This is a genomic window from Flammeovirga kamogawensis, from assembly GCF_018736065.1.
GTDB classification, from domain to species: Bacteria; Bacteroidota; Bacteroidia; order Cytophagales; family Flammeovirgaceae; genus Flammeovirga; species Flammeovirga kamogawensis.
This window is the reverse complement of record NZ_CP076129.1, coordinates 913,129-929,066: the sequence shown is the minus strand read 5'-3', so window position 1 is coordinate 929,066 and position 15,938 is coordinate 913,129. Positions and strand designations below refer to the sequence as shown.

Genomic DNA, 15,938 nt, shown 5'->3' with positions numbered 1-15,938 from the left:
AGCTATTAAACATACTATAAACTCATCAATATATTGCACAATGATGATGTGACTATTTAAGGTAATTGTACACTGTGTTGGTTAGGCACAGTGTCTTTTACACTTTTTGAAATGAATTAAACAGATAGAAAATGAAAACGTATTACATTTTATTATTACTATTTAGTGCTAATCTTATTTCATATGGACAAGATAAGCCCAATATTTTATTTATTGCTTATGATGATTTACGTCCATTAATAGGAGCGTATGGAGAACCAGAACCTCATACGCCTAACATTGATTTATTGGCAAATCAGGCAGTTCGTTTTAATAGAGCTTATGTAAGTTATCCTTTATGTCTACCTTCTAGAGCAGCTATGCTTACTGGAGTTCGTTTTGATAATAAGTGGGCACCTAAAGGACAAAAAATAACTTTTCCGAAAATGATTGCAATGCAAAAAACATGGCCTGGGCAGTTAAGAGACAACGGTTATTGGACGGCAACAAGAGGAAAGTTATACCATGGAAAAGTACCAGGTGGGGATAAATCTTCTTGGGATATTGCGGGTAAATATTGGACAAGCGAATACCATGATGGTGGGCCAGAAATAGAAAAAAGAATTGTAGATATTGGTGGCAGACAAGATCAGATTGATATCTATCATGAGAAAGGATCAGGACCGGGTTCTTTAATGTATGCTTCTGTAGATTGCCCGGATAATATGCTGAATGATGGGAAAGTTGCAGAAGATGTTATCTCGTATATTAAAACAAAAAGAGATAAAACAAAGCCGTTTATGATTGCTTGTGGTTTTGCAAGACCTCATATGCCATGGGTAGCACCTAAAAAATATTTTGATATGTATCCAGAGGATGCTGGTAAGTTGGCTTACCTTCCTAAAGATGCAAAAAAAGACATGTCGAATGAGCCATTTAGTGGTAGAAAAGGAAGCGAAGTTTGGAACGAAGGGGTATCTGATGAGACGGCTCAAAAACTAATTCGTGGATACATGGCAAGCACCACTTATGCAGATGCACAAATGGGTAAAGTAATAAAAGCATTAAAAGAAGAAGGATTATATGATAATACCATTATTGTAATTTGGGGAGATCATGGATATCATCTTACAGATCATGGAAAGTGGAGAAAAAATACAGGGTACAATGTTGCTTTAAGAAGTCCTCTGATTATAAAAATGCCTCATTCTAAAACACCTAAAGTAATAGAAAATGTGGTTCAGAACATCGATATCTACCCAACATTAATGGCTTTAACGGAGTCGACAATGGCTGAAGGAACACAATTACATGGCAAAAGTCTTGTGCCTTTATTAAAAGGAGAGAAAGTAGATTGGGAAGATTTAGTATATACTTGTGCTCAAGAAAACTACGGTTTAGTGACAGATCAGTACAGGTTTACAATTACTAAAGATGGTAAATATTTACTTTATGATTTAAAGAAAGATCCTTACGAGTGGAACAATTTGGCATCAAACAAGAAATATAAAAAATTAATCAATGAGTTTGAGGGGAAGTTGAAAACTGTTGTTTGGAACAAACCCGGTAATGTGTTATAAACCTTTTTTTAAATACATCAGTCATGAAAATAGTAAACATATTAAGTATCTTGATACTGCTTTCATCTTTAGCTTCAGCTACTAATTATTATGTAGATGCAAAGAATGGAAATGATAAAAATGAAGGTACATCAAAAAAGCATGCTTGGAAATCTCTTTGGAAGGTAAATCAAAAAATATTGCAACCCGGAGATGCTGTTTTATTTGCAGCAGGAACTACATACAGTGGTCAGTTAAAACCACAAGGTTCGGGAACAAAAGGTGATGTAATTAAAATTGATCGCTATGGAAAAGGAGAGAATCCTCAGATCAATGGAAAAGGAAAAAAGGAAGCCACATTACTTTTATATAATGTAGAGTATTTTGAAGTGAGAAACCTTAAAATAACCAACAAAGGTGGAGAACGTAAAGGAAAAAGAAGAGGAGTAATTGTACGTGCAGAAAACTTCGGGGATTGTCATCATATAGTTTTAGAAGGGCTAGAAATTTTTGATGTAAACGGACTTTTTGAGAAAAAGAAAGGAGGAGGTTCAGCAATACTTTGGCAAAATATGGGCGAAAAAGTGAAAACTCGCTTTATTGATCTTCAGTTGCTAAATAATTATATGCATCATTGCGAGCGTAATGCAATAAATTCTAAAGGATATGCAAGCCGCACAAATTGGCACCCAAGTTTAGAAGTAGTGATAAGAGGAAACCTTATAGAGAATATTCCGGGTGATGGGATTGTTCCTATTGCTTGTGATGGTGCTTTGATAGAATATAATGTTATTAGAAAAGGAGTAGACTCTTTGCCTGTGGGTGATGCAGCAGCAGGTATATGGCCTTGGAGTAGTGATAACACCTTGATTCAATTTAACAGTGTGAGCGATCATAGAGCAAAATGGGACGGGCAAGGTTATGATTCAGATTTTAATTGTTTTAATACAACTTTTCAATACAACCTAAGCTTTAATAATTGGGGTGGGTTTATTTTAATTTGTAATAACGGCTTTAGCTACGGGCAACCCATGAACCATGGAACAAAAAATACAATAGTTAAATATAATCTAAGTATAAATGATGGAATAAGACCTTACAAGGCACATAATAAACGATATTTTGCCCCTACTTTTCATGCAACTGGACCATTAGAAAATACAGATATTCACCATAATATTGTGATTATTCCAAATAAGGAAATTCCTGAAATGGAAAATGATTTGTTAGAGTTTAAAGATTGGGGAAAGAAGTATCCTGATAAAACAATATTTGAGAAAAATATAGTAAGGAACCAGACCACAGCTAGAATTATTTTAGGGAAAACAACCAACTTTACGAATGAGGATAATGATATCTCTACACTCTTTAATTATGAGGAACGTGATCCCATAAAAGTACTTGACGAACTAAAAAATAATCCGTTATTACAAGATAGTGAGGAGTTTAAGAAACTCTATAAATTTGTTCAAGGATTAAAGATACTGTAAGTATAAACTAATTTTTTTAGAGAAGAGAGTGTCAAGGAGTTAAGTTTTCTTGATGCTCTTTTTTGTATAATGTTCTCCTATTTATATCAAAAACATTGAAATTTTTGAACATTTAATTCGATTATAATCGGTTTTAGATTTGAGTTATCTATTTATTTAATAACTTAATTAAGAAGTTATTTAACCTAATTACACTATCACCTATTATTTAAACCTATGAAAGTTAACTATATTATTGCGTTACTATTGTTTGTATCTTTCTTTTCTTGTGATAAAGATTCAGATAATTTAGATCCAACTCCAGAAACCTACTTAAATAAAATTAGTATAGATGATGTAGCGTATGAATTAAATGAATATGAATCTTTTAACATTACTGTGACTGGAAATTATGCTCAAAATATTAGTGATAATGTAGAAGAAAGCGGTATTCTATTATCTACTCTTGAAAATGGAAAAATTGACGATAATACAAGTTTATCCGTCAACCTAAATACAACAGATAATACTTTTTCTCATTCTTATGACGATATGTATAGAACTGCAACATATTATATAAATACATATGTAAAAGGTAATAATGGAGCAGTGTATTATGGTACACCAGAAAAATTAGTTCCCCCTTCAACTTTATTACACGATCAAAGGTCTTTAACTTTTTCTAACCTGAGTACATTGGCTAATGCGTATGACTATGTGAGTATTAAAATTGGAGCAGATTTAGTTTTGATAGGAGAAATACCCACTACATATGGATTAGAATATTCTAAAAATGAAGATTTTACGAATTCATATAAATCAATAGAGGATGAAGCACTTACTTATCAAAATTCAATTTCAGTAAGTGCTATAGAATTATCAGTAAATACTAAATATTATGTTAGAATTTATGCTATTTATGATGATAATAAAGAAGTTAAATCAGAAACTTTTGAAGTAACCACAGCTATTCCAGAAGTTGGTGATTTATTTCCAATTCAACCAGATGAGTATATTACCGATGTCACTACTCAAATTCTAACATCAAGTTATCTTGTGTATAAAATAGATGCAACAGTAATAACTTTAGTGTCTCTATCAGAATATTCTAATTCTGCAACATGGACTGCAGGAGACCAGACAGTAGAAATACGTGGTGTAACACAAACTGTGCAAAGACCAACAGAAGCCTTTTTAAGAGAAATGTATACTATTGAAGACACCAATTCTAGATTTGCTCTCAATAAATTGACACTTGTTTATTTTAAGTATTTAAGGGATAAATACTACGCAACCTCTGAAGAGGATACGAATGATAACAGCAAAACAATAGAATATAATCCGGTTACGAACACTACTAGATTAGTAGATAAGAACCTATCTTCTGGTGAGCGAGTGAATAGATATGTTAAATTATTGAATTACTAATAAGAATTAAGATAGCTAAAAAAGCACCTACTTAATCATTAATTCAGTAGGTGTTTTTTATATATGGGTATTAATGATCAATAGTAACAGTATATTTACATCTCAAATAAAAGAACAAAATGGAGAGTAAAGAAAAAATTAGCGGTATCAGAAAGATACTTGCAAGTGATAATACCACTGAAAAAAAGAGTGAGATGATCATTGAATTCATAGAATGTTCAGAAGATAAGGCAAAGAAAATAATAGAGGCCTATCTTAAAGATCAAAGATTTAGCTGGATTGGAGAGATTGAAAAATAAGTTAACTCTGAAAGCTCAAAAAAAATATACTTAGTTTTTAATATTCTGTTTTTGTAAGTAAAACACCCACTTAAATCTATTCATAATTTTAGGTTTAAGTGGGTGATACTACTCGTTTTTTTTGGTTATTAATCAATAAAAAAACAGCTCCCAAACTAAGCTCGGAAGCTGTACACACTATTAGAAATTTTACTAGAATTTGGGTTATTTCCAATAATTATTTGCGGCCGCTACAGTCTGAAAGTTAATAGCAATTACTTGCGATGCTTTTGTAAGACTGTCTGCATTTTCTGCATAATCTGGGCGCATTTTTTTTAATAGTTCAACATTTGGTTGTGTTGATTTTACTCCCATACGGGAAAGTTTAATAGCCAATTCGTACCCCTCTTGAGGAGTAGAAGTAATTAAAGTTGGTAACCAAGGTTGCTCTGACATAACAATTTGTATTTATTTTATGAGTAATAGTAGGTATCTTATTTTTTGTGATACCCTCTATTTAATTTACTGATTATTATCGGATTAATAGTACAACTTTTAAAGTTTTGCACCTCTTGATTTTATTTTGAGAGTAGTCTAAATTAATAGAACTACCCTCTTATAAAGTATAAATAAACAATCGGTATTAATATCAGTAAGTTGTATACTACACTATATTTTTTTAATTTGATTTAATGGCTTTAATAGTCTGTTTTACAGTAAAAAGACAGAAATAGTAAATCCCTATTGAGAAAATAATATCGCCAATTATTCTACTCCATTTTAACGCTTGAACTACTGGAGAATAGAGTAAATCTGAACTTCTTGCATAAGAATATCCTTTGGTAAGAGAAGTATAAAATTGAATTATTCCAATTGGTAATAAACTAATGACAACCATTGCCATTAACCCAATATTTAAGCCCCAGAATGCTCTTTTTAAATATTTTTCTTCCCATACTTCTGAAGTTGACAGTCTTAGGCAAAGTATAATAAAACCCATTCCCAACATACCGTACACGCCAAATAATGCTGTATGTGCATGAACAGCCGTGGTATTTAAACCTTGTATATAGTACAATGCAATAGGTGGATTAATTAAGAAACCAAAAACACCTGCACCTAGCATATTCCAAAACGATACAGACATGAAGAAGAAGATTGGCCATTTATATTTCTTAATCCAATCATAACTTTTTAAGATGTTCCAACTCTCAAAAATCTCAAAACCCATTAATGTTAAAGGAACTACTTCTAAAGCGCTAAATGTTGCACCTAGAGCAATGGCCTGTACTGGTGTTCCCGAGAAATAGATATGGTGCAGTGTACCAATAATACCTCCAGATAAAAATATACAAGCTGATGTTATTGCAGTGAAACTAGCCGTTTTAACTGATATAATCTCTAATTTGAAGAAGATAAAAGCAATGACTACTGTAGCAAAAACCTCAAAAAATCCTTCAACCCAAAGGTGAACTAACCACCATCTCCAATAATTAATAACTGGTAAACTACTGTTTTCTCCATATACTAAACCAGAGAAAAAGAACATTCCTATAGCCATTACCGAAATAAGAAGGATAATCAGTAAGTGTTTAGAATCATCATTTTTTCTGATCCCATAAACTACATGTCTACCCACCATTATCATCCATAACACTAAACCAACACCCAGTAAAATTTGCCAGAATCTACCTAAATCAACATATTCGTATCCTTGATGCCCGAAAAAGAAATTAGTAGTAAGGTCAAAGAATTGATGAACACCTAGCCACTCTCCAGCCATTGAGCCTAAAACAATTATTAGTAAGGCTACAAATAAGAAATTAATACCATAAATATGCACTTTCATTTCTTTACCACTCACAATAGGGGCTAAAAATAAACCAGTAGCCAACCATGTAGCAGCAATCCAAAATACAGCAAGTTGTGTATGCCAGGTTCTTGTTACTACATATGGTAGGAATTTAGAAAGTTCAAAACCAAAAAATCCTTGTCCTTCTACAGTATAATGTACAGTTACAGCACCTAAAACGACTTGAAGTGCTATTAATAAAGAGATAATGATATAATATTTTAATACTGCTTTCTGAGAGTCTACCAACTTGAAATCCTTCATTGGGTCAGCAGTTGTTTTTGTTATTAATCCTTCTTCCCCTTCGTGAGTTTTTAAATAATAGAACGTTAAAATTCCAATAAAAAAGAGGAGAAGCATTATAGAAAAACCAGACCAAATCATCGAATCATCGGTTAGCGTATTACCAATTAAAGGTTCATGTGGCCAATTAGAAGTATAGGTGTATTCTTGGTCGGGTCTATCAGTACTTGCCGCCCAAGAAGTCCAGAATAAGAACGCATTTAATTGAAAAAGTTTACTTTTATCTGTAAGCACGCCTTTTTGCATTGCGTATTTCTCATTTCCGTTTTTAAACAGGGCAGCATAGTAATTCATGTTTTCTTGAATTGCAGCTAACCTGATTTTAGAGATTGTAATTTCTTTTGTTGAACTGTTGTACGTATTGGTTTTTATAACAGCTCTTAATTTTACTTGTAGTATCCTTTGATCTACAATTGAAAGTTGTTCATAATCTTTAGAAAATTCTTTTTGAGCCCATTTGTTAAGAATATAGACTGCCTCTTTGTGTATCCAATCTGCAGACCAGTCTGGTGCAACATAGCTACCGTGACCCCAAATAGAACCCATTTCCATACCTCCAATTGATTCCCAAACGTTCTGTCCAGTTTGTATATCGTTTTTAGTAAAGAGTACTTCTCCAGTTTCTTGAACAATTACTTTATCAGGAATAGGAGGTTGTTTCTGATAAATTTCCGTTCCTACCCAAATTAGAGCGGCAAAGGAAAGTAACATTATGCTGGAAAATATGAACCAAATTTTTTTCATGTTAAGAGTTTTATTAAGAGTTGAATAGTACTTTATTTAAGTACCTAGTTTGTTTATTTTGTATCAGTTTTCTTAAGATATAATCTGCCTAGTTGAAAGAGAGTCAGCACCTTGATGACCTCTAAAGCACCATACACTGCATGTATATAACTTGGTGCAACGGCTATATTATTTATAATTTTTTCTGCTCTTATAGTTAATTCTGGAAGTATCCAAACAGACTGAATAAGGAGAATAAAAATTGGAAGGGAGAGGTACAAGTATTCTCTTCTACACACAACAACACTTGGAAATTTAATATGACGGTATGATGTATCGGCAAATAACATAACAGCGAAACATATTTCCACACCATTTAAGGCACTAAATACCAGTGTACCAATCCCCAAACCAATTTTTAAAGTTACACCTGGGGCTTGAAATTTTAACCATGCTTCCATAAAGCTAATGGCACATACAAACCCAATCCATAAATATATAAGAGCAATATTTATATTTTTCATTTTAAAGTAGATTAGAAGACCTTTTTATCTTTTATTATAATAAATTTTTATTTAAAATTGAAAAGATCTAATCCTATTTCATCAATTAATAACTGTACAGTAGTTGTTTCTAATTTCTTTTTTAAGTTTTCTCTAATCTCGGCAAATCGATCATGCATTGGGCAGGGTTTCTCTTTATTACAACTATTAAACCCTAGCAGACAAGCAGTATATACTTTATCTCCATCAATAATTTTCACAATTTCACTTAAAGATGTGCTAACACTTACTTCTTTATTGATATAAAAACCGCCGTAAGGACCTTTAATAGATGATACAATCTTCTTTTTACTAAGCGACTGCAAAACCTTAGAGGTAAACGCTTTTGGAGAGTCAATTGCATCTGCAATTTCGTTTACTCCAACTTTATTACCCTTTGCTGACTCTTTTCCTATAAAGATGACAGCCTTTAATCCATATTGACAAGCTTTTGAAAACATAACGTTACAAATGTAGGTATAATTTTATAAAGGACAAATTTATCCTTTATAGTTTTCTATTGTTAACAATTGCTCTAATAAGATAATTCAATACACTTTTTTTGCTTCAACATTCTTTTATTTCAAATAGAGAGTTATTACGTCTTCTACTCTTTACTTTTTTGAAGTTATTCAGTTCTTATTCCTAGATAATAGAAATAATACCTATTAATGAATTTGATTCTTATTTAAATCAATTTATTTTTGAAATACTAAATAACCCATATAATATATAAATGAAATATCTGATTATAATTCTGACTTGTCTACCCAATTTATTATTCTCAGCAGACCTAACTTTTACACAGTTAAAAGATAGTATTAATGTACTTTTAGAAAATAATAAGTTACATGAAATTATTGCACTTAATGAGCAATACTTAGAAAAAGCAACAGATAATGATGAGATGGTTTTATGCCACACATATATTGCTCTTATTGCCTTATTAAGGAAAAAAAATGATGATAAATTTATAAAACATTTAAATGAAGTAGAAAAACTCTATCCATTACTAGATGACAAATCGCAAAGAATTAAATATGCAAGTATAGTAAACGCTTCAAATATTGACTATTATCTTTTTAAAGGAGATATTAATCAAGTATTTAAATATGGAGATAAATTGCAAGCCCTTTTTCCTGATATAGAAACGACACCACTAGATATAAAATTAGAATTAATTGATATAAACTTTTTCCAAAGGAAATTTCTTAAAGTAAAAAGTTATAATAGTTCCATTAAAGACCCTAGAATGTTAAGAGGAGGTATTAAAAAGTATCTATTACTAAATTACTTTGAAAATAATACTCTTGATAATTTGGACTCTATTAATAATGATGAGCAGGCACAGAAATATGTTCATGGTTATGCCGCTTATAAAAATGGAGCTTATCTTAAAGCAATTCAGTATCTAGAAGAGTATAATAATGTTTTCCTCAAAGAATTAAGTGAGTTGGATAGTACTAATCGCGATAAATTTGATACATATAGAGAGTTAGCTGAAAATCACTATTTGATAGGGAAGTGTCAGATTGATCTGGGAAATAAGTTAAAAGCTAAAAAAGAATTTGATGAAGCATTGATCTATTTAGAAAAGAATGATGAGATAACACAATGCAATAATAAGATTTCAGAGAGTTTAATTCTAACGGAATTATGCCTTATTGAAACTGATATTGATATTATTAATAAACATATTGATGATGCCCGAATTTTATTGTCCCCTTTTCCTAAAAACTATTTTAATATAGAGTATGAAAATATATATCTTGATTACTTACAAGCATTAGTTAATGAAGATTATAATGGAGTAGTAAACACAAAAGAAAGGTTTTTAAATTATAAAAATGATTCAACGTATATTAAAGCATGGACTGAACAAACAATTTTATTTAGACCAACAATGGATGAGTTGGATATCTTAATACGTGAACTTGAAGTCAAATTATTAACAGATAGATATAGAAACTCAACTATTATTTTCTTAACAATAATTGGATTTTTTATTCTCTTAATTGTTGCAGTTATATTATACATAAAAAAGAATACGAATACCCCCAATAACCTTAAGAATAATAATAAACTGACTGAAGAATTAAGTAAGCAAGAAAAAGAAATGTTGGATCTTGTCATTAAGGGTTTACCTTATAAAGCAATTGCAGATCAGCTGGATTCTAATGAAGGGTACATAAAAATGAAATTTAAAAAGCTTAGAGAGAAATACCAATGCAGCAATAATGAAGAACTAATCTATTTAATTTTTTTTAAGAGATAAAAAGTAATCATTTAAATAAAAGTATTGATAAACAGTGTTTTACTTAGGTAAATATACTCTTTTTCTTAAATTAATGCAGAGTATACTAAGGTGATGCAATAAAGTTTCGAAAGAACTAATCTTTAAAATACATTTGAAATGTGAAAAAATTATTTCTTTTATAAACCTCATTGTGTGATGAAAACTATTTTACTAATACTTATTTTAGTTTTTTCTGTAAATACTTCATTTTGTCAGACTCTCCTTTCAAAAAAGGATGTTGTATTTAATAAGGGAAAAATAATTTCTTATCATGGTACCGCAAATAATATTAGTATACCAGCTTCTTTTGGTAGTGAGAAAATAATAAGTATTGGTACAGCTGCTTTTAAAAATAAAAACCTAGAAGGAGTCGATTTTACTCAAGCTTCTCACCTTTCCATAATAGAGGAAGAAGCATTTAGAGGAAACAAATTTACTCACTTATCTTTTAAAGGAACAACTTCATTAATTATAATAGAAAGTCATGCTTTTGCTGATAATAAAGTAAACATGACTGTTGATTTTAAGGGTGCTAAAAGTTTGTTTGATTTAGGGTCATACGGATTTGAAAATTCAAAAATTACAGCAATAAATTTTAATGGTTTAAATAGATTGAGATATATAAGTGATTATACTTTTTCAGGAAATGAAATAGCAAAACTTAATTTTATTGGATTAGATTTTTTACAAAAAATACATCAAGGGGCTTTTACAAATAATAAAGTCAAAATGGATTTAGTTATTGATGGAGTACCAAAATTAAATGAAATAGCTATTGGAGCTTTTAAAAATTCAAATGTAAAATCAATCAATTTTGTTTCGGTTCAACAGCTAACTAATGTTGATGGATTTGCATTTGCTTATAATAAAAATATTGAATCAGTGAGTTTTAATTGTGATTTAAACGCTGATATTTTTAATGAATCTTCATTTGAAGAATCAAACATACAGTTAGTTAAACCATTTCTTAAAAAGGATAAAGGTATACTTCTAAATAAAAAAGGAGAAATTCAAGTTGGTTTTCTTGATAACTTTGACATTAAAAAGAAGCATTTAATATTTGGAACTAACACAGGAAATCTAAAATTAAAAAATCTATATATAACAAATAAGCAAGGCGTAAATAAAAAATACCTGATTGACATAAAACAATCACTTATTCTACCTCATGGAGATTGTATAAATGTTTTTTTGCCTATTGAATTGTCATCATTTGAAGTAACAAAGAATGGAAATACAAACAAAATAGAATGGGTAACGAGCCAAGAAATAAATAACTCTCACTTTATTATTGAAAGATCATTAGACCAACATTATTGGGAAAAAATTAATGAAGTAAATGGTTCTGGAAATTCAAATGTATTAAATAAGTACTCAACTCATGACTTTGATTTTGTAACAAACGCCTCAAAAATATATTATAGATTAACACAAGTAGATTTTGATGGGAAGATGCAATCATGGGTGAAAGAGGTGAAAAATAACATTGTACCAACTATTTCTATTTATCCTAATCCTGTAGTTAGAAGTATCCATATTCAACATGAACAATTAGAAAATAATTATGATTATAGATTGATGAATTCACTTGGAGAAGTTATCAGATTTCAAGTACAATTGAATAATCAAAATGAAGACGAAATAGACCTATCATTATTACCAAAGGGGATATACTTTTTGCAGGTAATGTGTGGTAAAAAAGTTATTGTTAAAAAAAGAATAATTAAATCATCTTTTTAATTCTAAACCGGAAAACTATTTTCAAATAGACCTAATAAATAAGATTATGATATTAAGAAGGACTTTCTTTAGTTTAATGCTATTATTTATGTTCTCATGTGATTCGATTAATAAAGTAGATGTAGTAGAGAATTTTGAAATAGTAGGATTAAAAAATTACAAACCTAACATACATTTGTTTTGTAATCTGAATCCAGATGATAAGGACATTAAAATAGTATTACAAAATGAAGTTATTATGAATAACACAAATAAAGCTCCAATAACATCTGCAGTTGTTCATATTGTTCATAATAATGATTCTATTCAAATTCCTTTTAGTTCTAATCTAGACGATGTTTCTGAATATGTTATCAGTAGAGATCGTTTTCCTATAAAAAAAGGAGAAACCTATACGATTACAGTAAAATATGAAGATAAATATTTATACGGCTCAACAACCATACCTACAGAAAAAGTAGTATTGACTAATGCCAAGTCAACGTATTTTGAAAAAACTAATGAAAGAGATTTTACTTTAGATACAGATGTGGTATTACATAAACCCAAAGGTTTTACAAATAAAGTGTTAGTGTATGGTCTTATTAATAATTCGCCTTGTGATTTTCAGAAAATGAATGAACAGAAAAAAGTAGAACTGATAAGCTTACATCTAACAGATTATTACGCTATTGATAAAGGAAGTATAGAGGTATTTACATGTGATATTCATTTTTTTAATTACAATAAAGAAGCATCTGAACTTGAGATTAATTCTAAAAAATTGAATTCTAAAAATATTTACTCAAATGTTACAGGTGGCAAAGGCTATGTAGGAAGTTACTTATTAGAAAAGAAAAATACGTTTTTCAAGGATGCTTTTCAAAAATACATTATTTCTATAGAACAATTTTTAAATAAGAATCTTCAGATAAAAATTGATGGAAATGATGCTCAAATAAATATATCCTATGCTATCAATAGACAACAGTATCGTGTAGACCTTAGAATTTTAAAAGACAATAACCTTTATGCTTTTTATGGAAATTATACTATTGAAAAAGAGCATAATGAACTTTTCTTAATTATAAAATTAAAGGGTTATGGAATAATTGAAAATGGTAACCTTAAGTTGTTAAAAAGCAATCCAATTGGAACGGATCTATTTAAAGTACCAATGAGTGAATTTAAAAATAATTACCCTATCAAAAACTTTTTATAAATCATGACATTTCTACATTATCAAAAAAGTAAAGTGATTTTTACTTTACTACTCTCATGTATTTCAATTTTTACAGTTGCACAAAATAGAAAAATTGTTGTTAGAGGAAGGGTAAAAGATGCAGACAATCAGGAAGACGTTATTGGAGCATCTATTTATGATATAAACACAAAAAAGGGGACCACATCAAATGTTGATGGTGTATTTACATTAAATTTGATAGACGGATACCATGAACTGAAAGTAAAATGTACTGGTTTTAAAGAACATAGCTTATTTATTAATGTTGAGAGAGATACAGTTATTGATTTATTGTTAGAGAAATCTGTTACTGAACTTGATGTTATAGAAGTAAAAGCAAACATAAATGATAAAATTACTGACGTTCCTCAAATGTCAAAAGTTGAGATTCCAATAGAACAGCTTGATAATCTGCCACTATTTTTAGGTGAAAAAGATGTGATAAAAGCATTTCAGTTAATGCCTGGCGTTCAAAAAAATGGAGATGGGAATGGGGACTTCTTCGTTAGGGGAGGATCAGGAGATCAGAACCTAATGCTTTTAGATGGTGTAACAATCTATAATGGACAACATTTAGGAGGATTGTTTTCGGTTTTTTCTGGAGATATATTAGAAACAGCTGCTGTATATAAAGGTGGGTTTCCTGCTAAATATGGCGGTCGACTATCTTCTGTTTTAGCTATGAAAACAAGAGACGGAGATTATGAAAATATTCATGGTAAATTTCATTTAGGAGTTTTATCAAGTTCTGTTCTTGTTGAATTACCTCTTAAAAAAGAGAAATTATCACTTATTTTCTCTGCTAGAAGATCATTTACTGATTTTTTGTTTAAATTTTTATCTACTGAAAACACAAAATCAAAACTATTATTCTATGATTCAAATTTAAAATTGACTTACAAATTAAATAATAAGAATTCATTTTCATTCTCAACATTTTTAGGCAAAGATATTTATTCTCAAACCACGTTACTTGAATCAATTCCTAAGAAGATAAATGAGAATACTATTAATGAGATGAATTGGAGAAATTACACAAATAATTTAAGGTGGAAGCATTTTTTTAGTAATCACTTGATAGGTAAAACTTCTTTGATTTATAATAAATATAAATTTCAATCAGAATATAAAAACCAACTTACCAATGCGACTTCTAATCAAAAAACTGAATTTAATTTTATTTCATCTATAGAAGATCTTGGAATTAAATATGAATTGGATTTTAATCTAAACAGCGAACACTCTTTTACTTTAGGAACAACAGTAACGTATCATAAATTTACGCCTAAAAACATCAACCATTTCCAACAAGTTAACAGTGATACATTTCAGGATGAGGTAAGAACAGAAATCAATACAGAGGAATATTCTTTCTATTTACAACATCTATGGATTCCAAATGATAAATGGAGGTTTCAATATGGGGTAAGATGGTCTGTGTACAATAATAAAGTAACATATAATGATCTTGAACCTCGTTTAAATATTGCCTATAAATTGACAGAAAATTTGACCTTAAAAAGTGCATATTCTCGAATGAATCAATACATTATTAGATTACAAGGTGCTGAAATTGGAGAAGATATGCAGTCTAGTTTATATGCTCCAGTAAACGACAAGATTTTACCACAGAGGTCAGATCAAATATCTCTTGGGATTGCTAAAGATTTTTCAAAATCAAAAGGAATAACGCTTAGTGTTGAAGGGTATTATAAAAAACTAGATGATATAACTTTATTGAAAGAAGGTGAACCTATACTAGATTTTGATTTCAATAGTTTAAAAACTACTTATAACGAGAAGAAATGGGATGAAATGATAACATCTGGAAAAGGGACTGCTTATGGAGCCGAATTTCTATTACAGAAGAAAACGGGTAAATTTTCTGGTTGGTTAGGGTACACTCTTTCTTGGGCAAAACTAGATTTTGATAACTTGAATAATGGAAAATCATTTTATGCACCATGGGATAGAAGGCATAATTTTACTCTGACAACAATTTATCAACCTCAAAAAAAGGTAACACTCTCTTCTGTATTCACATATACCACTGGAGCTGTTTATACAATGCCAATTGGGAAGGTAAATATAAACGGGTTCTATGGAAATGGCAATGACGTAGATATACTTGGAAATAGAAGTAATTTTAGAGGTGATGCCTACCATAGATTAGACTTATCAGCTCAATTCCATAAGTTTAAAAAAGGAAATCAGAAAAGAACATGGTCTTTTGGTGTTTATAATACCTACGCTAGGAATAATGCATTCACTTATACATTAACTGTAAATCAGGAGAATAAAGCAGAGGTTACTAAAACCGGATTATTTACTATTTTACCTTATGTAGCTTATTCATTTGAGTTTTAAATTAATAATTACATTCCTCCATATTGTGCTTTGCATTAGCTGTTTAAGTGATTAATATGGAGGATACTTTTTTAATTAAATTGTATTGAGAATGAGCATAGATTAAAGAAGGATAGAAAAGCTGAAATTTCTATTTAAATAAAGTAATAAGGTGTTATATTGTTGCTCTTATTTGATTAC

General features: G+C 30.0%; 12 protein-coding genes. 8 read left to right on the top strand and 4 right to left on the bottom strand.

Going from position 1 to position 15,938, the window contains the following annotated elements; genetic code table 11:
- Window positions 1-131: 131 nt before the first annotated feature.
- From KM029_RS22180 to KM029_RS22165, 4 genes are all read left to right on the top strand, one after another.
- Complete coding sequence (locus KM029_RS22180; RefSeq protein WP_144075996.1) at window positions 132-1,559, top strand: sulfatase; 1,428 nt, start codon at window positions 132-134, stop codon at window positions 1,557-1,559.
- Between the two features lie 23 nt (window positions 1,560-1,582).
- A complete protein-coding gene (locus KM029_RS22175) occupies window positions 1,583-3,028 on the top strand; it encodes a right-handed parallel beta-helix repeat-containing protein (protein WP_144075995.1) in 1,446 nt (481 codons plus the stop codon).
- Window positions 3,029-3,244: 216 nt separating this feature from the next.
- Window positions 3,245-4,435: a hypothetical protein gene (locus tag KM029_RS22170; RefSeq protein ID WP_144075994.1), complete on the top strand. Its 1,191-nt coding sequence runs from the start codon at window positions 3,245-3,247 to the stop codon at window positions 4,433-4,435.
- A 119-nt stretch (window positions 4,436-4,554) separates the two neighbouring features.
- Window positions 4,555-4,734, top strand: coding sequence for a hypothetical protein (locus tag KM029_RS22165; protein WP_144075993.1), 180 nt, complete (start codon window positions 4,555-4,557; stop codon window positions 4,732-4,734).
- A 204-nt stretch (window positions 4,735-4,938) separates the two neighbouring features.
- Here KM029_RS22165 and KM029_RS22160 read toward each other — a convergent pair whose 3' ends face one another.
- From KM029_RS22160 to KM029_RS22145, 4 genes are all read right to left on the bottom strand, one after another.
- Window positions 4,939-5,169: a hexameric tyrosine-coordinated heme protein gene (locus KM029_RS22160; protein WP_144075992.1), complete on the bottom strand. Its 231-nt coding sequence runs from the start codon at window positions 5,167-5,169 to the stop codon at window positions 4,939-4,941.
- Between the two features lie 223 nt (window positions 5,170-5,392).
- A complete protein-coding gene (locus KM029_RS22155) occupies window positions 5,393-7,612 on the bottom strand; it encodes a nitric-oxide reductase large subunit (protein ID WP_144075991.1) in 2,220 nt (739 codons plus the stop codon).
- 53 nt (window positions 7,613-7,665) lie between these two features.
- Window positions 7,666-8,115 (bottom strand): hypothetical protein, encoded by a 450-nt coding sequence (locus KM029_RS22150; RefSeq protein WP_144075990.1) that lies wholly within the window; start codon window positions 8,113-8,115, stop codon window positions 7,666-7,668.
- 47 nt (window positions 8,116-8,162) lie between these two features.
- Window positions 8,163-8,594 (bottom strand): RrF2 family transcriptional regulator, encoded by a 432-nt coding sequence (locus tag KM029_RS22145; RefSeq protein ID WP_144075989.1) that lies wholly within the window; start codon window positions 8,592-8,594, stop codon window positions 8,163-8,165.
- A 275-nt stretch (window positions 8,595-8,869) separates the two neighbouring features.
- Between KM029_RS22145 and KM029_RS22140 the strand changes: the two genes are divergently transcribed.
- The 4 genes from KM029_RS22140 (at window position 8,870) to KM029_RS22125 (ending at window position 15,758) form a co-directional block, all read left to right on the top strand.
- Window positions 8,870-10,408 (top strand): LuxR C-terminal-related transcriptional regulator, encoded by a 1,539-nt coding sequence (locus KM029_RS22140; RefSeq protein ID WP_144075988.1) that lies wholly within the window; start codon window positions 8,870-8,872, stop codon window positions 10,406-10,408.
- Window positions 10,409-10,585: 177 nt separating this feature from the next.
- Complete coding sequence (locus tag KM029_RS22135) at window positions 10,586-12,169, top strand: leucine-rich repeat protein (protein ID WP_144075987.1); 1,584 nt, start codon at window positions 10,586-10,588, stop codon at window positions 12,167-12,169.
- 46 nt (window positions 12,170-12,215) lie between these two features.
- Window positions 12,216-13,370: a DUF4249 family protein gene (locus KM029_RS22130; RefSeq protein ID WP_144075986.1), complete on the top strand. Its 1,155-nt coding sequence runs from the start codon at window positions 12,216-12,218 to the stop codon at window positions 13,368-13,370.
- 3 nt (window positions 13,371-13,373) lie between these two features.
- Complete coding sequence (locus KM029_RS22125) at window positions 13,374-15,758, top strand: TonB-dependent receptor (protein WP_144075985.1); 2,385 nt, start codon at window positions 13,374-13,376, stop codon at window positions 15,756-15,758.
- The last annotated feature ends 180 nt before the right edge of the window (window positions 15,759-15,938 follow it).

Excerpts from the sequence above, each read along its gene's own strand:
- KM029_RS22180 (WP_144075996.1), top strand. The coding sequence starts at position 132 with ATGAAAACGTATTACATTTTATTATTACTATTTAGTGCTAATCTTATT.
- KM029_RS22175 (WP_144075995.1), top strand. The coding sequence starts at position 1,583 with ATGAAAATAGTAAACATATTAAGTATCTTGATACTGCTTTCATCTTTA.
- KM029_RS22170 (WP_144075994.1), top strand. The coding sequence starts at position 3,245 with ATGAAAGTTAACTATATTATTGCGTTACTATTGTTTGTATCTTTCTTT.
- KM029_RS22165 (WP_144075993.1), top strand. The coding sequence starts at position 4,555 with ATGGAGAGTAAAGAAAAAATTAGCGGTATCAGAAAGATACTTGCAAGT.
- KM029_RS22160 (WP_144075992.1), bottom strand. The coding sequence starts at position 5,169 with ATGTCAGAGCAACCTTGGTTACCAACTTTAATTACTTCTACTCCTCAA.
- KM029_RS22155 (WP_144075991.1), bottom strand. The coding sequence starts at position 7,612 with ATGAAAAAAATTTGGTTCATATTTTCCAGCATAATGTTACTTTCCTTT.
- KM029_RS22150 (WP_144075990.1), bottom strand. The coding sequence starts at position 8,115 with ATGAAAAATATAAATATTGCTCTTATATATTTATGGATTGGGTTTGTA.
- KM029_RS22145 (WP_144075989.1), bottom strand. The coding sequence starts at position 8,594 with ATGTTTTCAAAAGCTTGTCAATATGGATTAAAGGCTGTCATCTTTATA.
- KM029_RS22140 (WP_144075988.1), top strand. The coding sequence starts at position 8,870 with ATGAAATATCTGATTATAATTCTGACTTGTCTACCCAATTTATTATTC.
- KM029_RS22135 (WP_144075987.1), top strand. The coding sequence starts at position 10,586 with ATGAAAACTATTTTACTAATACTTATTTTAGTTTTTTCTGTAAATACT.
- KM029_RS22130 (WP_144075986.1), top strand. The coding sequence starts at position 12,216 with ATGATATTAAGAAGGACTTTCTTTAGTTTAATGCTATTATTTATGTTC.
- KM029_RS22125 (WP_144075985.1), top strand. The coding sequence starts at position 13,374 with ATGACATTTCTACATTATCAAAAAAGTAAAGTGATTTTTACTTTACTA.